Genomic DNA, 18,392 nt, shown 5'->3' with positions numbered 1-18,392 from the left:
TTCAAGAACACGACAACAAATCATTCCTATTACTTTGGTATCTAAATCAAATACTTTAAGTTAAAAAGCAGATAAGACAACTTTTAAATTTTCGACAGCTTTGTCTCTACTTTCTGTATTATTAAATATGGCTTGTGAAGTAATGTCTTTGCCATAAAATTCTCATTAGATGATTTATCTATCGCCAGATTTGAACCATTAATACTGATACCCGCAAAAACTCCTTTGCTGCGTGAATAGGAATAGATTTCGGCATCTAATTTATAATCTGTGTGACCACTTAAGTTACGACCTACGGGACCAGCAGTCACAGATATATCGCCACCAATAGTAAATCTCCATTATTAACTTTAGTAAGTATCCCTTTATTTTTGAATACTAAAACGAGGTCTACAGATTGTACACCAGCTTGGAAACCAACACTACCTCCAGTTAAAGTAATAAACACAGGATTACTCCACTTACCATTAGGTAGTTTGACCAAAGCTATTCCTCTACCTCGTTTGCCTCCTACGCCAAAACCTAAGTTTAGCAATTTAGGGATCACTATTACAGCTTCATAATGAACCATTAGTTCGTGTGGTATGCTTTCCTCCATTTTACTGATGTCTACCAGCACTTTTGCTGATTTGTTAATACGTTCTGTTTCTTTGTCTGATTTAATAGCCGAAGTAAGTAAGAAAATTGCACTCATTATAAGAGGTGCTTTCCAAAATTTTGATGCATTCATAAGATTTTAGATTTAATTATTATTTGTTAAAAACATACTAGATCTAGTGATAAGTTAATAAAACTACTATTATTGGCAATTCCAAAATGTTGTTTACGATAGTTAATGGATTTCTAATTATACATTTTCTCTGAGAATGCCTTTACGCTTGTAGGTGTTTTTTCTAAAAGTTTTTCCATTTGTGATTTTCCTCCTTCTAATTCACCTTGTTTAGCTGCAGCAGAAAATCCACCTATCATTTCAGCATACATCTTTGGCATTCCATTATTTATCATTGTATGTAGAAATATATCTAAACTCGAACTTAAATAAGTTATATTTTTATTTGTAATTTCAGATATTATAGTAGCAATCTCTGTAAAGGATACCCCAGGTAAAGAGATATTATAAATTTTATTTTGGTGTCTTTCTGATATTATTATATTTGCAGCCACTTCTGCCATTTCATTTCGTAATGCAAAAGCTATTTTACCTTCACCTGCTGGAAGAAAAATTCCCTTTTCTAAAACATTTTTACCTAAAAATAAAGGTAGCATATCTAAATAAAGTCCATTTCTAAGGATAGTATATTCAATACCGCTTTCAATTAAATTATTTTCTGTAGCCAAATGTGATTTCATTACAAAATTCATTGGTGAAGTTATACTATCTGTCTTATGTATTTGGCTTGTGTAAAGTATATGTTTAACTCCTGTCTTTTTTGCCGCTTTAATGACTTGTAAATGTTGTTTAATACGATTTTCTAATTCTCCACTTGAAACAAAAAGCAACTTATCAATCCCATAAAATGCTGAAATCAATGAGTTATAATCGCTATAATCTCCAATAACAATATTCACACCTATATTTTTTAAATTCTCTGCTTTAGTTTCATCCCTAACTAATGCATAAATTGATTTACTGTCAACTCCTTTTTTTATCAATTCATCTATTACAACTTTTCCATATTGTCCAGTTGCTCCTGTAATCATTGTTTTTTTCATCCTTACTATTTTTTTTTATCCTTTAAGCTGTTAATACTAACTCATAATCTATACTATTTTCTAACAAAATAATCTTAATATCGGACAATGTTAGATTTGAATTTAAAATTGAAATCATATAAAATTGATTATCAACTTTAGTACTTGTTAACTCTACATTTGGGCATATTTTCATAACTTCATAAGTAATCCAGAAAATTTGATACTCATAGTTACTATTTATTTTAAAATGAAAACTACTTTGACTTAATTCCATATGAATAAAATTTATTTATAAATAATTTAATATGTAATTATAAACCCATTTCATCTATTTTTTTTAAAGCAATACTTATCACAATTAAAGGTAACAATGTTTGAAAGAAAACCCATTGATTACATAACACTAGAATAACTTGATTAACCACAAAAACAGCTATATATGTAAATATTGCCCATATTTTCATACGACAAATACCTAGTATACATATAAAAGCAATTAAATTATTAGCAATAAGAAAATCAATATTTTCTATGTTAGTTATTATATCAATAATTGAAATTATTATATTTATGACACCTAGAAAACAACCTATTTTTAAAATAGATTTTTTTTTGTTGTTGTATCTCTTTTTATTATTCACTAAATTATTTTTAAATTGATAAAAAATGCTGGGCTGTGCATTTTGCCCAGCATTTAATCAAAATTTAACTAAAATAAAATATGAAAACTTAACTATTATTGTATAACATAATCCTTTACATCTACTTCAGATAACCTAAAATATCCAAAAGCAAAATTGTTAAAGTTTGTTTGATTAACAATATTACCCCTTACTGCAGCTGGCGTTGATGGAAAAGGGCTATCATCATTTCCTGATGCTAGAAGAATTTTCTTAAAATATTCATAATACCTTCTAGAAATTCCATATAACTTAATATTTAATGGATCCCCTGCTACTAAATCTTTATTTGAATAATACATTGTAATTTGATTCCCTTGCACATTTTGATCATTTTCCACTTGATATTGTGGAAAAGCAACTCTATTTGATTTATGACGATATAAATAATAATTTTCCTCTGAACCATTGTCCTGAAACTTGGCAAGAACTTCAACTTCATCACCTCCAAAACCAGCATCATTATTTTGAATTACATTATCTTCTATATTAGGCACACTAATTAAGTTTTCGCTCGCTGTGTATACTTGACCATTTAATAAAATAGTTAAGGTATAAGTTTCACCAATTACAGGTTGAAAATTATCACATATGTATTCTCCTGTTCCAGGGGTTTCAATAAAATCAAAAATCACACTTGAAGAATTTTCTACAGTGATAGAAGCACCCGATACTGTTGGAAATGACGAACTATAATACCCTGTTGATGTAGATAATTTTATTTTTTGTTCGTTACCCATAGTTCCTTTTACCCAGTCAATAGAAGCATCTATAACTAGTTTTGGTGCCCCAGTTTCTAAATCGACCTGAACAACTTCCTCACAACCAGTTAAAAACAAACCAGTTAATCCAATTATAATTTTAATTAATGTTTTCATCTTAATTATATTTTTAAAATTTAAAATTGTAAGTTACACTTGGAATGATTCCAAATATTGACATTTTTTTTGCTTCACTTGCACCAGTGTCTATATTTTGACCAAAATTGAATGAAGCAGCGTTTTTCCTTGCGTATGCATTGTAAATACTAAAAACCCATTCTCCTTGCCAACCTTTTTTCTTCTCTGGTTTTGGAATATAAGTTGCCGATAAATCTAAATGATGATATGCCGAAAGAGAATTAGCATTTCTAGTTCCATAACTAGCTATATTAATTCCTTGATATTCATATTTTCCATTTGGAAACGTTGCTGCTTTTCCAGTTTGATACGTAAAAATCCCCCCGAATGACCATTTTTTAGTTAATTGATAAGCACCTGTTACAGATAGATTATGTGTTTTGTCATAATTTGCACGATACCATTCACCATTATTTATACCTGGTTCAAAACTATTTCTTCCAGGAGTTCTTTGTTCCGCTTTAGATAGAGTATAAGATAACCATCCCGTTAATTTACCAGTATTTTTTTTAGCCATTATCTCTAAACCATATGAACGAGCTTCTCCATTAAGAAGTACTCTTTCTATATTCTTATTTGCAATTAATTCCGCACCATCAATATAGTCTGCTTTGTTTTTTACTTTTTTATAATACGTTTCAACTTCTAATGAGTAATCTCCATTTTTAAAATTTCTAAAATAGCCAAGTGCCACTTGATCTAAAATTTCTGGCTTTAAATAATTATCACTAGGCGCCCAAATATCTAATGGAGAAACTGAAGCCGTATTCGAAATCAAATGAACATACTGACTCATACGATTATAACTTGCTTTGATTGATTGATCGTTATTCAAAGAATAAGATACTGCAAAACGAGGTTCAAGATTACCAAAACTTGCAATAGATTTATTCTTACCATATTTTATACTTCCTGTAGGAGTAGCTTCTTCGTAAACTTGAAAATCTTGATTGAAGATAACCGCTTGATTATTGGCATATGTACTAACCTCTTCTTCACCTAAACGTTGAAAATTACTGTAACGAAGTCCATAATTTATAGATAATTTATCATTAAATTTATGTTCCGCACTCACATATATCGCATTTTCAAAGGCAAACTTTTTAGCAATTTGGTCTGGATTAATACTTGAAGATGCATCAACAGGATTAATTGTACCTGGATTAAAATCATATTTTATAGAATTTATTCCATAATTTAACGTTAGATTATTTGTAAGGTAGTGTTTGAAATCATATTTGAAATTATAGTTTTTTACTTCCGATTTCCAATCAATACCAACAAATTTTAATTTTAATCCATAATCATAATCACTATAAATTATAGATGCGTTAGAAAATAATTTATCTGAGAAAAAATGATTCCATCTTAAATTAAAGAATGAATTACCATAGTTGTTAATGAAATTGTTGTTGAAATTCATTTTATCATATCCAAAATATCCAGATGCAAACACATTATTATTATCATTGAATTTGTAATTAAACTTTGCATTGATGTCATAGAAATAAGCTGAATTTGGTTCGTCCGCTAGTTTAAGAAAAAGATGTGCATAAGACCCTCTACCTGCTAGAACAAATGAACTTTTTTCTTTAACAATCGGTCCTTCAACTAGTAATCTACTAGATATTGCCCCGATTCCTCCATTAAAATGATATTCTTTACTATTTCCTTCTTTCTGATAAATATCTAATACAGATGAAATTCTACCTCCAAAATTGGCTGGTATTCCTCCTTTATATAATTTTAAATCTTTTATTACATCTGAATTAAAAACTGAAAAGAAACCAAAAAGGTGAGAAGTATTATATATTATTGCTTCATCCAACAATACAAGGTTTCCATCAACAGAACCACCTCTAACATTGAACCCTGTAGCTCCCTCTTGTGCATTTGTAACTCCAGGTAGCTGCAATACCGATTTCAACACATCTACTTCTCCCATAACTGCTGGCATTTTTTTTATGGTAGAAATTGAGAGTTTATTAACACTCATTTCAGGTTTTTTGATGTTAGATTTAAGATTATTTGCAGTCAACACAACTTCATCAAGAGCAGTGCTTTTATATGTAAGACTAAAATTTCTTTGAATACTCTGATTTAATGAAACTTTTTCTTGAATAGTTGCATATCCCATATAGGTAATAAAAATTGTATATTCACCTTTAGGAACCGTTATGGAGTAAAAACCATAATTGTTTGTTGTAACTCCAGTGTTAAGTTCTTTAATATAAATATTAACACCTAACAATGTTTCATTGTTTTCAATATCAGCAATTGTACCACTTAGTGTAACTTTATCCTGAGCATTTGCTTCTAAAAGAAAAGCAAAAAAGAATAACAAGCATACCTTGACTTTGTCTTTCATATTTAACCGAATTAGATTTAAACTTATTTTTCGGCTAAACTATATTTTATTATTACCACAATATTTTTAATTATACGAAATGAATTATTTTTTATACCAAATTCAATCATAGTATAATTGCATTAAAATGAACTATTTATATAAATTTGACAATAAATATCGTTTTGTATAATAAGACAGTGCTTTTGTATAAATTCAAATTTGTTTTTAGTATATATCTTAAATTTGTATTGTTTAAAATTCACAACATGATATAATACTACTTTTTATGAACGAAAATTTTATATTTCAATTCTTTATATCCCCAAAGTATAGATTGTTTAGGCATCTTTTACTAATACTCTTTATGAGTGTTGTTTTATATAATAGTACACCCGAAGTGACAGAACCAACATTGATTCTGCTATTTTTTCTACTGCTTTTTTATGTTAATATGTATTTATTAGTTCCTAAATTATTATTTAGAAATAAATATGTTTTGTATTGTATGTCTATTTTGGGAATAATTTCTTTATCAGCACTTACATACAGAATTGGCTGTAATTTATTTGGAGAAGGAATTGATAGTGATGGATTAAATATTCCTCTTTTTGCCGCTTTGATTGTTGTTCTTGTGTCTGCATCTACTTCAGTTAAATTATTTCAAAAATGGATATTAGATAGACAATTAATTTTTGAACTTGAGAAATCTAAAACATCTGCAGAATTGGAACAGTTAAAAAATCAAATCAATCCTCATTTTTTATTCAACATGCTCAATAATGCTAATGTACTTACAAAAAGAGATCCAGAAAAGGCATCGCAAGTTTTAATGAAATTAAGTGATTTATTACGTTATCAATTGTATGATAGTGCCCGAGATAAGGTTTTATTGACTTCAGATATTCATTTTTTGGAAGATTTTTTAAATTTAGAAAAAGTTAGACGTGATAATTTCGATTTTTTAATTTCAAAAGAAGGAGATTTAAATGGAGTGCAAATACCACCATTATTATTTATTTCATTTGTAGAAAATGCTGTAAAGCATAATAATGACACATCAAAAACATCTTTTGTTCATTTATTTTTTGATATTAGAAATGGTAAACTTTTTTTCAAATGTATTAATTCTAAACCTTTAATGAAGGCTATTTATAAAACAGGAGGATTAGGTTTAGTAAATATTAAAAGAAGATTGGAACTTCTATTTCCAACTTCCCATAATCTAAAAATAGAAGAAAATAAAGAGACATTTTGTATAACCTTAAATATAAAATTATGAATTGTATTATAGTAGATGATGAACCTCTAGCTAGAGAAGCTATAGAAATGTTGATTGAAAAAACGCAAAATTTAACACTCATTAATTCATTTAATAGTGCAGCTTCGGCATCCGAATTTATGTATGAAAATAAAATTGATTTAATATTTCTAGATATACAAATGCCAGGCATAAATGGTATTGAATTTGCTAAAACAATTCCAAAAGAAACTTTTGTAATTTTTACTACAGCTTTTTCTGAATTTGCAACAGACAGTTATGAAGTTGATGCCATAGATTATTTAATAAAACCAGTAAAATTAGAACGCTTTCGAAAAGCAGTTGATAAAGCAAATACATATTCAAAACTTATTGATGTTGATTTTTCAACAAATAAAATAGAAAATTTTACTGAAGATTATTTTTTTGTAAAAGCTGATAGAAAAATGTTCAAAGTCTATTTCATTGAAATTCAATTCATTGAAGGATTAAAAGATTATGTAGTAATTCATATAGAAAGTCAAAAAATAATTACTGCAATGAATATTAAAAGCATACATGAGCACTTGCCAAAAAGTTTATTTGTTAGAGTTAGTAAATCATACATTATTAATTCAAAATTCATTGAGTCTGTTGACAACAATACTGTTTATATTGGCAAAAATGAAATACCTATCGGCAATGTGTATAGAGATTTCTTTTTTAATGAATTCGTGAGTAAAAGAATATTGAGTAGGTAGTTTAATTTTGATATGATTTTCTTATATTTAATGATGTAAAAAGGAGAATTTTCTAATTTACAAAACTTTGAATTACTTTTTATTTTAAAACTTATTTCCTGAATTTTGCAATTTAATTGTTTATTTTAATTGAAAGAAGCCCTAAATTCCATAGGACTCATGTTTTTTTATTTTTCTTAAACAACCTACTAAATGACAGTGAGTGTTCTAATTGGACATGTGAGTTTAGCCATCACATAAATTTAAGAATAAATGAATTACCCAATGCTTCGGATAAAATTTCAAAGTCTTAATATTTATAAAACTTATCAACGGATGCAAAGGCTTAGATAAGCCCAGCATCTTATGGAATTCGGTTAAAGATTCAAATTTTGAGAAGTTTTGCTACTTTTTACATCCTTCAAATTTATAATATTACTGCTTTTACCAAGGACAATTCTCTTTGCCAAAATATTCTTCACTAAAGAATCTTCCTGTAACGCCATCTTGTTCAATTAAAGTATATTTTGAAATTCGTTTTGCGGCTTGTTCTACCGAACTAGTTCCTTGATGACCTGTAAAATCAGTTTGTGTGTAACCCGGACAAACTGCATTTATTTTAATATTTGTTTCCCGTAATTCATAAGCTAAATTAATAGTGTACATATTTAAAGCTGTTTTTGATGCTTGATAAGCAACAAATCTTGTAGTATGATTATTAAAATCTGAAAACAAAGTAAGCGAAGCCATTGCGGTACTTACATTTACAATTCGAGGTTTATCTGATTTTTTTAATAATTCAACAAAAGTTTGGCAAACACTTACAACTCCATAAAGATTGGTTTCAAACACTTCTCTAAATTGCTCTGTACTAGACGTTAAAGCTGACTGATCAAAACCACCAGAAATGCCAGCATTGTTTATCAAAATATCCAATTGACTAGTTTCTCTTTCTATAATTTTTTTTGCAGATATAATGGTTTCAATCTTTGTAACATCAAGTTCAATTGCTTTAATGTTTTTAAAACCTTCGCTTATTAATTTATCTACAATTAATTTACCTTTTTTAATATCTCTACTTCCTATATATACAAATATTCCTTTTTTAGAAAGTTGCTTTGCGGTTTCCAAACCAATTCCTTTATTTGCTCCAGTAATTAATGCTATTTTCATTTTGCTAAATTTTATTTTATTGAGCAAAATTAGTTTGATATAAAATTACATGGTTTACCATTTGGTAAAAAACGCTTTTATGAAATGTTTTTTCTAATTCTACTTAACGATTGTTGTGTAACACCTATATAAGAAGCGATATGAGCCAACGGAATTCGATTTGCAAGTGATGGATAATTTTCTAAAAATTCTAAATATCTAGTAGTAGCATCTTGTGAAATAACAGGGTTTTTTCTAGATTTTTGATACATACATTTTTGCACCATTTTATTTTTTATAGTGTTCCAACCAACAATTGTTTGAGAAAGCTCTTCCCAATTGTGTTTTGAGAAAACGATTAATTTACAATTGGTAATAGCTTGTAAATATTCTGTAGTAACAGTATTAGATTCAAAATTAACATAATCTACTACTAAACTATTTTCGCTAATAAAACATCTTGTGATTTCTTCGCTTTTATTATTATAATAACAACCACGAATTACTCCTTCAATAACAAAACCAACTTGTTTTGGTATTTTTCCTGCTTCTGAAAAATAGTTGTCTTTTTGAATTTCTAAAAAAGTTATATTTTTCTCTATCAATTCAATTTGTAGCTTATTCAAATTACCAAATTGTAAAATATATCGCATCAATTCTTCCATAAAACAAAGTTAGTGAAACAAATATTTCTGAATTTATCATTTGGTAAATTATTTCTTTTTTAAATGAGTATCAATTTATTTTTTAAGCAAAAAAATTATATAAAAATATAGAGAAACAGTAGTTTAATTAAAAGTATTTCTAAATTCCACAGGACTCATATTTTCTTTTTTCTTAAATAACCTACTAAATGATTGTGAGTGTTCAAACCCTAATTCATAAGCAATTTCACTTATAGTAAGTTTTGTACTAGATAGTTTTTCTTTGGCTTTTTCAATCAGTTTTTCATGAATAATTTGTTGTGTACTTTGCCCAGTTAATGTTTTTAAAAGACTGCTTAAATAGTTAGCCGAAATATTTAATTCATCAGCAATGAACTGTACTGTTGGTAAACTTTTATTGGCAGCTTTGGTATTAATATAGTTGTTAAGTATATCCTCTAATTGTCCTAAAATTTGATGATTATTAATTTTTCTTGTAATAAACTGACGTTGATAAAATCGTTCGGCATAATTAAGTAACACTTCTATTTGTGCAATAATAATATTTTGACTAAATTTATCAATATTGGAATGGTATTCTTGCTCAATGTTTTTCATTACATTGATTATTATTTCTTCTTCCTTTTCAGATAAAAACAAAGCTTCGTTAACTGCATATCCAAAAAAATCATACAGTTTTATATTTTTTGCAAGCACTGTATTCCACAAAAAATCAGGATGAATACATAACAACCAACCAGTAGGTTTTGGATCTTGTTTTACTATTTCAAATTGAATTCGTTGTCCTGAAGCTATAAAAGAAAGCAAACCTTCATTAAAATCGTAGGTTTGTTGCCCATATCTTACTTTACCTTGTAAATTTCGTTTTAAGCCAATAGTATAAAAACCTTGAACCCAATTTATAGTTTTTTCATCAACTAAATATTCAACCAAAGAATAATCTACCAAACTAATCAAAGGATGTTGTGGTTTTAGCAAATTTGTAATTTTATGAAATTCGCTAATCGTATTTATTTTATGAATTTTATTTTGTTCCATAGTGTTTTATAAATATACAAAATAAAGTCGAACCCAAATTTTGAGTCCGACTTTATTGTTTTAAAAATCAGTAGAAGTTGCTAATGTTTTATTAATTTCTAATTCGTTTTCTATAATTTCTATTTTTTGTTTAGCATATTGATAAGAATCACTACCTAAGAACAAATGAAACGGTGGTTTTTCTTGCTCTGCAATTTCAAGTAAAACAGTAGCCGCTTTATTTGGATCACCAGCTTGATTTCCTCTTATTTCATCAATATGAAATTTTTCTATTGCTCTTGCATTTTCATATTCTGTAATAGGGGTTTTAGGTAAAACAAAAGAACCTTCATCTAAAAAGTTAGTTCTAAAATAACCCGGATATACTACAGTTGCTTTAATACCAAAACCATTTACTTCGGCAGATAATGCTTCTGTAAGACCTACAACAGCATATTTTGTAGCACAATACACTCCAAAGCTTGGAAAATTACCAATAAATCCTCCTACTGAAGAAATATTAATAATATGTCCTGATTTTTGTGCTCGTAATTGTGGCATTACTTTGCGAATAACATTTAACAAACCAAAAACATTAACATCAAAGTTTTTTCGAGATTCTTCATCGCTTAATTCTTCTAATGTTCCTGCTTGTCCATATCCTGCATTGTTTACCACTACATCAATTTTTCCAAAAACTTTTATTGCTTCGTTAATAGCAAATGAAACACTTTCTTCTTTCAACAAATCAACTTGTAGTGGTAAAAAATTTGATGATGCATTTCCAATAACATTAATTAATGAATTTACATCTCTTGATGTTGCAACAACTTTATATTCACTAGCTAATAATTTTTTAACAATACTTAATCCTAATCCTTTTGATGCTCCAGTTACAAACCATACTTTTTTTGTGTCCATTTTTTTGTATTTAAATTAATAATACAAAATTCCGTAGAACACATTTAGGTAATGTAACCAAATCTATGATTGTTGTAACTAGAATAGTTACTTTCTTTTTTTTACACTTAATAATGTAAAAAAATAATTTTCTTTTATTTCTGATATTTCAAGCAATCCAAAATTACTAAACTCTTCTTGAATTGATTTTCAGTCGTAAAAGAATATTTGTACTCCACCAAACATTTCATATCTGTCTTTATTTATAAGTTTTCCTTGACCAAAAGCCTAAAATTAATTTCAGGGCTTAGTCTAACTATGAAGTGAGTTTATTGTAGAGGACGAAAAGGATGTAAAAACAAATGCCTTCATCAATGGAACCTTCCATCATTTTTAATAATTTTAGATCTTTTTCTTTAACTCTGTCAGAATTGAGATGCCCTTGTAAATCTGTCATAATTTCCACTTTTTCAAATATAATAAACATACAAAGTTTATCTTCGACTTCGTGTGCTTTGTAGTCAATACAAACAACAACATATTGAGATACTGTTATAAGACCTGTAATAAATGATTTCATTTCAGCTTCAATTCCTGTTTTTGTCTTTACTTTCCATAGTATAGTTAAGTAATTGTTTTTGTTTTTGTTATTTTGATTTTAAATTAGCAATACAAAATTAATTAATTCAAAAAACATTTGTCATGTGGCAAAAGTTAGTTAATTGACGTCCCAAACTCTATAAAACTTTACAACAACTCCTCACATTCAAAGCCAAACCTATTAACTAGTAACATTATTTTCAAAACTGCATTATTATCATCACTATCTATTCGTAAAATTTTGTCACAATCTTCAAGGTCAAAATTCCATTTTGCATTAGGTAGATTATTGTTGATATGGGCTTTGAGTACCTCTACTTGTATTTTTGTTTTGACAGATGTTTTGAAAATATATACCATTTTTCTAATTTATTTTTTTGCTTAATATCTTGGTAAATCCACATTCAACTTCTTTTGCTATTTTTGCTACATCTTGATAATAAGGTGTTATTCAAACCATATTGGAATATCAAGTAGAAACTTGATTGATGGTTGGAATTTAATAGCAATTTTCATAATAAAATTAATCAAAAGCGGTGTTTTACTTCATTCCTTTATTTCTGGCATCAATTGTCTCTTGTGTTTCGGGAAGCAAAAATGAAAGCCCATTGTAGACAGTTGCCTGTAAAGCATCAACAGTTGGTCGAAACATTTCATTATATTTTTGAAATGCTATTTTGTAATCTTCATTTTCAGCCAACGCATCTGCTAATGTTGTAGCTCCCTGCATAGCTAGTGTACTTCCCATACCTGTAGGAAAAGCTGGTGCATAACCTGCATCACCAATTAAAGCCACTCTTCCATTTGTCCAAGTTTCCATTTTAATTTGACAACCTTGATCAAAGTAAAAATGGTTTGCTTTAACCAATGCCTCTTTCAACTCTGTTACTTTCCAGCCAGTTTCTTTAAAATTGTCTAATACGATTTGCTTCTGTGCTTCTGTATCTTTATAATCAAACGAAATATTTTCTGATGATTTAAACGCTATGAATCCATCTGCAAAAACATCACTATAATGATAAATCACTGCAAAACCCTTAGTAGTCGTATATACTTGACCATAATTTTTCTTACCTAAACTAACATCTACAGGGAAGCCTGTATAGTAAAAGTTCAAAAAATGGCTATATTGTTCTTCCTTACCGAACACTAAATTTCTAACTCCTGAATGAATCCCATCTGCACCAAAGACAAAATCATAAGTTTCTGACGTGCCGTCCTTAAAAGTAACTTCTACTTTTTCCTCGTCTTGATTTAATAATGTTATACGGTTGCTGAATTTGTATTCTACACCCTCTTTGACAGTTGAGTATAAGATATTTACCAAATCATCTCTGCGAATTTCTGTATCTTCTCCCGGTCGAATGGCTCCAAGCTCATTAACCTTTATTTTACCTTCAACTTCCCCTTTTCCATTCAAAAATTCTAATCCCATTGTTAACCTTGCTGCTTTAATAGCATCAAATATTCCCATACGTTTTGCGGTGTCTAAAGAATCACCCCTTACATCAATTGGTGAGCCACCCATTCTTGGTGCCACTCCAATTTCCACCACTGTAACTTTATATCCATACCGTTTCATCCAATAAGCCATTGTTAGTCCTGCAATGCTTGCTCCTGAAATTAATACTGATTTTTTCTTCATTTTTCTTCATTTAAAATTATAATGCAAATTTATTTTTATTTTTACAAATAAAATATTTGAAAAAATTATAAAAATACTCGAATAAATTAACGATGGGTAAATTAAATATAAAAAACACAGACATAGAGAAATTCATTGACATTGCTCATAAAATAGGCGTTGAGGATGCCAAACAGGTAAAGGAGCTATTTGACAAAGTAAAGTTTACAACTTTAAATATTTATGATTATTTACCCGATTTGGTCATGATGACCCGCAGTTTTGTATCGCAGGAAGACTTTATGATAGAGCGGCAATTTGCCGACACTTCTGAGCCTTGTTTGTTACTCTCGTTTAATAATGTTTTTGACGACGGACTGCATTCGAGTGAAACAGATGATTTCCATATCATTGAAGAAATTCCGCACATTAGGATTGGTCCCCTAAATGTATTCGATCAACTGACCATAGAAAAAAGTATTCATAAAAAACAGCTACTTGTATTAATTACATATCGCTATTTAAAAGAATTTTTGAATGATGAAGAAGAGCCATTTCTACATTTACTAGACCAAGAAAATCTGTTTTGGATAGAAGAAATAATGTCGGAAGATATTATACGAGTGATACACGAAATCACATCAGAAAAAGAAATTGCCTTGGCACAATTCTATTTTAAATTAAAAGCATTGGAATTGGTATATTTCCTATTCAGAGACCTATCAAAACGCAAAGACAATAATCATAAAAACTTAACCGCTAATGAGATAGTGACCATTTACAATGTGCGAGACTTTCTCGTAAAACAATTAGACAAGCCAGCTACAATTGCTGACTTACTTAAAATTGCTAGCATGAATGAGTTAAAACTCCGTAAAATATTCACACAGGTTTTTGGAATGGGTATCTACGACTATTACCAACAAATACGCATGAAAGAAGCCGCAAGATTACTTAAAGAAGAAAGTCTTAATGTATCGGAAGTTGGCTTTAAGTTAGGATTTACAAACCTTAGCCATTTTGGGAAAGTATTTGAAGAACACATTGGCATGAAGCCTAAGAAGTTTGCTATGAGCGAAAGCAATTAAAACTTGCTTGGCTCGCTAAAAGACACGTTTACTTCCCCATTATTTTTTTTCGGTGATTTAAACCCCAAGCGGCAATTACTTTGGTTACATTTTCCAAAGTAGCTCCGTATTCAGTAATGGCATATTCTACGGTAATGGGTTGGGTATTCAAAACAGTTCTTGTGATCAGCTCATTTGCTTCAAGCTCTTTCAGCTCCCTGCTGAGCATTTTGCCTGAAATACCTTTTACTTCTTTCAGCAAGTCGCTGTATCTCATTTTGTCGAAACACAAACAGGTAATGATAGACACCTTCCATTTGCCGCCTAAAATATCCATTACATCTTGTATAGCTAATATGGCATTAGCACATTCTTTAACTGGTGTTTTTACTTCCGTTTCCATAATTTGTCAGTTGGTTACTCGTTTGTCACTATTACTTTATGACACAAAGTTACTTTTATTCACTTATTAAATATAATTTTGCCCTATAAAATTTTAAAATAAACGAAAAATGGATTTAAAAGAAGTATTAAACTGGAGATATGCTACTAAAAAATTTAGCGAAAAAAAAGTGTCAACCGAAAAAGTGAATGAAATAGTGGAAACCATCAATTTATCGGCATCATCAACAGGTATGCAAACCTATAGAGTTTTGATAATTGAAAATCAAGAATTAAGAAAAGAATTAGGCAAAGATTCTTTTAATGCTCAAATTAGTGAAGCTTCCCATCTTTTGGTATTTGCTGCTTTTGATACTGTCACAAAAGAAATGATAGAAAACTATATACAATTGGCAGCCAGCCAAAGAAATATGCCAATAGAAAATTTGGCGGATTATAAAAATGCAATGGTGGGTGGATTGCTCTCCAGAACAGATAAAGAGCATTTCAATTGGTCGGCAAGGCAGGCCTATATTGGTTTGGGCACAGGCTTAATTGCTGCCGCTAATTTGCAAGTAGATTCAACTCCAATGGAAGGTTTTGATGCAGCAAAATTTGATACTCTTTTAGGGTTAAAAGAAAAAGGATTAAAAAGTGTGGTATTGCTTGCTTTGGGCTACCGCGATGCTGAAAATGATTATATGGTAAGCCTGAAAAAAGTACGATTGCCGATAGAAGAATTTGCTATTGAAGTTGTGTAAAAGGGTATTATTCAATTGAACTAAATGCTGAATTCACAGTCAGTATTTGGTTTTTATGGATTCTAAATTAATTAAACGAAGCCCGAAAATCTAATGGACTCATTTCAACTTTACTCTTAAACAACTTACTAAAGCTTTGTGAATGTTCAAAGCCTAATTCGTAAGCAATTTCATTTACAGATAATTCTGTGGTAGAGAGCTTACTTTTTGCTTTTTCAATTAGCTTGTCATGGATGTGTTGTTGGGTACTTTGACCAGTTAATCTTTTCAATAAACGACTTAAGTAACTAATAGAAACGTTTAGATTTTCAGAGATAAATTGAACAGTTGGCAATCCTTTTTGACTTAAATCTTCGCTATTAAAATAGTTTGTAAGCAAAACTTCTAATTTTTCCAAAATTTGATGATTGCTTATTTTTCTAGTATTAAATTGTCTATGATAAAACCTTTCTGCATAAGAAAGCAGTAATTCTAAATGCGCAATTATTACATCTTGTGTGTGATCATCTATATTAGAGTAATACTCTTGTTTGATACTTGTAATAATATTATTAATGATTGTTTCTTCTTTCTGAGAGAGAAACAAAGCTTCGTTGACTGAATAATCAAAAAAATCATATTTTTTTATTTTATTAGCCAAAGCAGTATTCCATAAAAAATCAGGATGGACTAGTAAAACCCATCCTGATTGTTTGATTTTAATTTCATTTTCTACAGTAATACTAAAAACCTGATTTGGGGACATAAACGACATAGTACCTTCATCAAAATCATATTTTTGTTGTCCATATTTTAAAAGAACACTTCCTTTATTATTGAAGTTTTGCTTTAGTGCTATAACATAAAAATCTAAAAGTAAATTTTTTGGTTCGTCGCTATTAATACTTTTAACATTTTCAACATTTATAATACTTATTAAAGGATGCTCAGGTGGAGGCAGTTCTCTGAATTTATGAAATTCATGAATTGATTTTATTTTATGGAATTTAGTATTTTTCATTTTTAAATTTCTTTTCTTACTTCTAAAACTAATTTACCACGAACATGCCATGTTTCACTTTCCTTGTGTGCTTCAGCTACTTGTTCTAAAGGAAATACTTTACTCACAAAAACATTAACTTTGTTTTCACTAATTAGTTCTGCAATTTCAGATAAGTTTGCATGATTTTGACCAGCAACCATTTTTCCAATAACATTTTTATTATCCATTTCTTCATTCACGATTTCACTAAAAGGATAATCAACATTAACACTTACAAAAATACCACCATTTTTTAAAACTTTTACAGATTTTAATCGATCAATATCATTTCTAATTGGTGAAGCATCGAAAACCAAATCTATATTTTTTAAGATGTTTTCAAAATCTTGAGATTTATAATCAAAAACTTCATCGCAACCTAATTGCTTTAAATATTCAACATTATCGGTTGAGGCAACACCTATAACATAAGCACCTTTTGCTTTTGCAATCTGCACTGCAAAGCTACCAACACCACCTGAAGCTCCTTGAATTAGAATTTTTTGTCCTTTTTCTAACTTACCTAATTCAAAAATACCTTCCCATGCAACTAAAGATGTTAATGGTACAGCAGCTGCGTGGTTGAAAGAAATGTTGCTAGGCTTAATTGCAAATCTATTAGATTTTGCAGCCACAAATTCGGCATAACTTCCATCACCTGGAAAATTAGGACAGCCATACACTGCATCACCTTTTTTAAAGTTTGTTACTTCGCTACCAACTTCTTCAACAATACCTGCAACATCGCAACCTAAAATCATTGGTAATTTTAAAAATGGTCTTAAAATTTCATTACCACCATTTCTCATAGTACAGTCAACAGGATTTACACTGCTTGAATACACCTTAACTAAAATTTCATCATTTTCTGGAATTGGACGGTCAATATTTACTAATTTTAAAACTTCTGTACCTCCAAACTCATCAATTCTTATTGCTTTCATTTTTATATAATTTAATGTTAAGGCAAAATTAAATATCAAATAAAATATAAAAGTAACCGAATTTGACTTTGTAATAGTCAAAAGTGAATATACTATTCTCTCTTAAATTTCTTCTGCCACCTGAATATTAGCAATCAATTTAATGTTTTCTCCTAAGCCTAGTCCACCAGTATCAGTCAATTTATTCCATGTCATTCCAAATTCTATTCTATTAACAATTCCTGTTACTTCAAATCCATGTTTTAAAACACCGTGTCCATTATCTTCTGATCCTCCATAATCAACATTTAATTCAACTGGTTTTGTAACTCCTTTCATTGTTAAATTACCAATTAGTTTGTTGTGAGGACTACCATTAAAATTAAATGAAGTAGATTCAAAAATAATATTTGGAAATTCTTCAGCAGCAAAAAAATCGCCACTTTGTAAATGTGCATCACGCTGTTCCTGATTGGTATCAATGCTTTTTACATCTATTGAAAAATTAATTTTTGCATTATTAAAACTATCTTCGGTGGTGATTATGTTTCCTTCAAATTTGTTAAAAGAACCTGTTACTGTTGAAATGACTAAGTGTTTAATTTTAAATAATACTTCTGAATGCATTGGGTCAATTACCCATTTTTTTGAATTTGTCATGATTTTTATTAAATTTTATT

Annotated in this window: 21 protein-coding genes; 4 read left to right on the top strand and 17 right to left on the bottom strand. The window is 29.1% G+C overall.

Annotated features, from left to right (window positions below):
* Positions 1-83: 83 nt before the first annotated feature.
* The 7 genes from FIA58_RS21790 to FIA58_RS06260 all read right to left on the bottom strand — a co-directional run bounded on the left by FIA58_RS21790 (position 84) and on the right by FIA58_RS06260 (position 5,642).
* Complete coding sequence (locus FIA58_RS21790; RefSeq protein WP_394352406.1) at positions 84-311, bottom strand: YSC84-related protein; 228 nt, start codon at positions 309-311, stop codon at positions 84-86.
* Complete coding sequence (locus tag FIA58_RS21300) at positions 308-730, bottom strand: lipid-binding SYLF domain-containing protein (RefSeq protein WP_208022765.1); 423 nt, start codon at positions 728-730, stop codon at positions 308-310. The genes FIA58_RS21790 and FIA58_RS21300 overlap by 4 nt, the downstream gene beginning before the upstream one ends.
* A gap of 113 nt (positions 731-843) precedes the next feature.
* Positions 844-1,713 (bottom strand): SDR family oxidoreductase, encoded by an 870-nt coding sequence (locus tag FIA58_RS06280; protein WP_140961293.1) that lies wholly within the window; start codon positions 1,711-1,713, stop codon positions 844-846.
* 22 nt (positions 1,714-1,735) lie between these two features.
* The gene (locus FIA58_RS06275) at positions 1,736-1,969 is read right to left on the bottom strand and encodes a hypothetical protein (RefSeq protein WP_140961291.1); all 234 of its coding nucleotides are present in this window, start codon (positions 1,967-1,969) and stop codon (positions 1,736-1,738) included.
* 37 nt (positions 1,970-2,006) lie between these two features.
* Positions 2,007-2,336, bottom strand: a complete 330-nt coding sequence (locus tag FIA58_RS06270; RefSeq protein ID WP_140961289.1) for a hypothetical protein — start codon at positions 2,334-2,336, stop codon at positions 2,007-2,009.
* Between the two features lie 95 nt (positions 2,337-2,431).
* A complete protein-coding gene (locus FIA58_RS06265; RefSeq protein ID WP_140961287.1) occupies positions 2,432-3,253 on the bottom strand; it encodes a DUF4249 family protein in 822 nt (273 codons plus the stop codon).
* 13 nt (positions 3,254-3,266) lie between these two features.
* On the bottom strand, positions 3,267-5,642 hold the full coding sequence (locus FIA58_RS06260; protein ID WP_140961285.1) for a TonB-dependent receptor: 2,376 nt from the start codon (positions 5,640-5,642) through the stop codon (positions 3,267-3,269).
* Between the two features lie 346 nt (positions 5,643-5,988).
* On the opposite strand from FIA58_RS06260, the gene FIA58_RS06255 reads away from it, so the two are divergent.
* Positions 5,989-6,903: a sensor histidine kinase gene (locus tag FIA58_RS06255; protein WP_243754642.1), complete on the top strand. Its 915-nt coding sequence runs from the start codon at positions 5,989-5,991 to the stop codon at positions 6,901-6,903.
* A complete protein-coding gene (locus tag FIA58_RS06250; protein WP_140961281.1) occupies positions 6,900-7,622 on the top strand; it encodes a LytR/AlgR family response regulator transcription factor in 723 nt (240 codons plus the stop codon). The genes FIA58_RS06255 and FIA58_RS06250 overlap by 4 nt, the downstream gene beginning before the upstream one ends.
* A gap of 423 nt (positions 7,623-8,045) precedes the next feature.
* On the opposite strand, the gene FIA58_RS06245 is transcribed toward FIA58_RS06250, so the two are convergent.
* The 6 genes from FIA58_RS06245 to FIA58_RS06220 form a co-directional block, all read right to left on the bottom strand.
* Positions 8,046-8,774 carry an SDR family oxidoreductase gene (locus tag FIA58_RS06245; protein WP_140961279.1) on the bottom strand — a complete coding sequence of 243 codons (729 nt, stop codon included), beginning with the start codon at positions 8,772-8,774 and terminating at the stop codon, positions 8,046-8,048.
* A gap of 77 nt (positions 8,775-8,851) precedes the next feature.
* Entirely contained in the window at positions 8,852-9,418 is a 567-nt protein-coding gene (locus tag FIA58_RS06240; RefSeq protein WP_140961277.1) for a Crp/Fnr family transcriptional regulator, read from the bottom strand.
* 123 nt (positions 9,419-9,541) lie between these two features.
* A complete protein-coding gene (locus FIA58_RS06235; RefSeq protein WP_140961275.1) occupies positions 9,542-10,456 on the bottom strand; it encodes a helix-turn-helix domain-containing protein in 915 nt (304 codons plus the stop codon).
* 60 nt (positions 10,457-10,516) lie between these two features.
* Positions 10,517-11,356: an SDR family oxidoreductase gene (locus FIA58_RS06230; RefSeq protein WP_140961273.1), complete on the bottom strand. Its 840-nt coding sequence runs from the start codon at positions 11,354-11,356 to the stop codon at positions 10,517-10,519.
* A gap of 295 nt (positions 11,357-11,651) precedes the next feature.
* Entirely contained in the window at positions 11,652-11,792 is a 141-nt protein-coding gene (locus FIA58_RS06225; protein WP_165928864.1) for a hypothetical protein, read from the bottom strand.
* Positions 11,793-12,476: 684 nt separating this feature from the next.
* On the bottom strand, positions 12,477-13,580 hold the full coding sequence (locus tag FIA58_RS06220) for an FAD-dependent monooxygenase (protein ID WP_140961269.1): 1,104 nt from the start codon (positions 13,578-13,580) through the stop codon (positions 12,477-12,479).
* A 92-nt stretch (positions 13,581-13,672) separates the two neighbouring features.
* Between FIA58_RS06220 and FIA58_RS06215 the strand changes: the two genes are divergently transcribed.
* Positions 13,673-14,647 carry a helix-turn-helix transcriptional regulator gene (locus FIA58_RS06215; RefSeq protein ID WP_140961267.1) on the top strand — a complete coding sequence of 325 codons (975 nt, stop codon included), beginning with the start codon at positions 13,673-13,675 and terminating at the stop codon, positions 14,645-14,647.
* 28 nt (positions 14,648-14,675) lie between these two features.
* On the opposite strand, the gene FIA58_RS06210 is transcribed toward FIA58_RS06215, so the two are convergent.
* On the bottom strand, positions 14,676-15,029 hold the full coding sequence (locus FIA58_RS06210) for a winged helix-turn-helix transcriptional regulator (protein WP_140961265.1): 354 nt from the start codon (positions 15,027-15,029) through the stop codon (positions 14,676-14,678).
* Positions 15,030-15,138: 109 nt separating this feature from the next.
* On the opposite strand from FIA58_RS06210, the gene FIA58_RS06205 reads away from it, so the two are divergent.
* Positions 15,139-15,768 carry an NAD(P)H-dependent oxidoreductase gene (locus FIA58_RS06205; protein ID WP_140961263.1) on the top strand — a complete coding sequence of 210 codons (630 nt, stop codon included), beginning with the start codon at positions 15,139-15,141 and terminating at the stop codon, positions 15,766-15,768.
* A gap of 67 nt (positions 15,769-15,835) precedes the next feature.
* On the opposite strand, the gene FIA58_RS06200 is transcribed toward FIA58_RS06205, so the two are convergent.
* The 3 genes from FIA58_RS06200 to FIA58_RS06190 all read right to left on the bottom strand — a co-directional run bounded on the left by FIA58_RS06200 (position 15,836) and on the right by FIA58_RS06190 (position 18,372).
* A complete protein-coding gene (locus tag FIA58_RS06200) occupies positions 15,836-16,768 on the bottom strand; it encodes a helix-turn-helix domain-containing protein (RefSeq protein WP_140961261.1) in 933 nt (310 codons plus the stop codon).
* Between the two features lie 2 nt (positions 16,769-16,770).
* Entirely contained in the window at positions 16,771-17,733 is a 963-nt protein-coding gene (locus FIA58_RS06195; protein ID WP_140961258.1) for an NADP-dependent oxidoreductase, read from the bottom strand.
* 102 nt (positions 17,734-17,835) lie between these two features.
* Positions 17,836-18,372: a YceI family protein gene (locus FIA58_RS06190; RefSeq protein WP_140961256.1), complete on the bottom strand. Its 537-nt coding sequence runs from the start codon at positions 18,370-18,372 to the stop codon at positions 17,836-17,838.
* Positions 18,373-18,392: the final 20 nt, after the last annotated feature.

Origin of the sequence: Flavobacterium jejuense (genome assembly GCF_006491595.2) — a bacterium.
In the GTDB taxonomy this organism is placed as follows: domain Bacteria; phylum Bacteroidota; class Bacteroidia; order Flavobacteriales; family Flavobacteriaceae; genus Flavobacterium; species Flavobacterium jejuense.
Note: the sequence above shows the minus strand (reverse complement) of the source record. Positions and strands in the feature narration are given on the sequence as shown.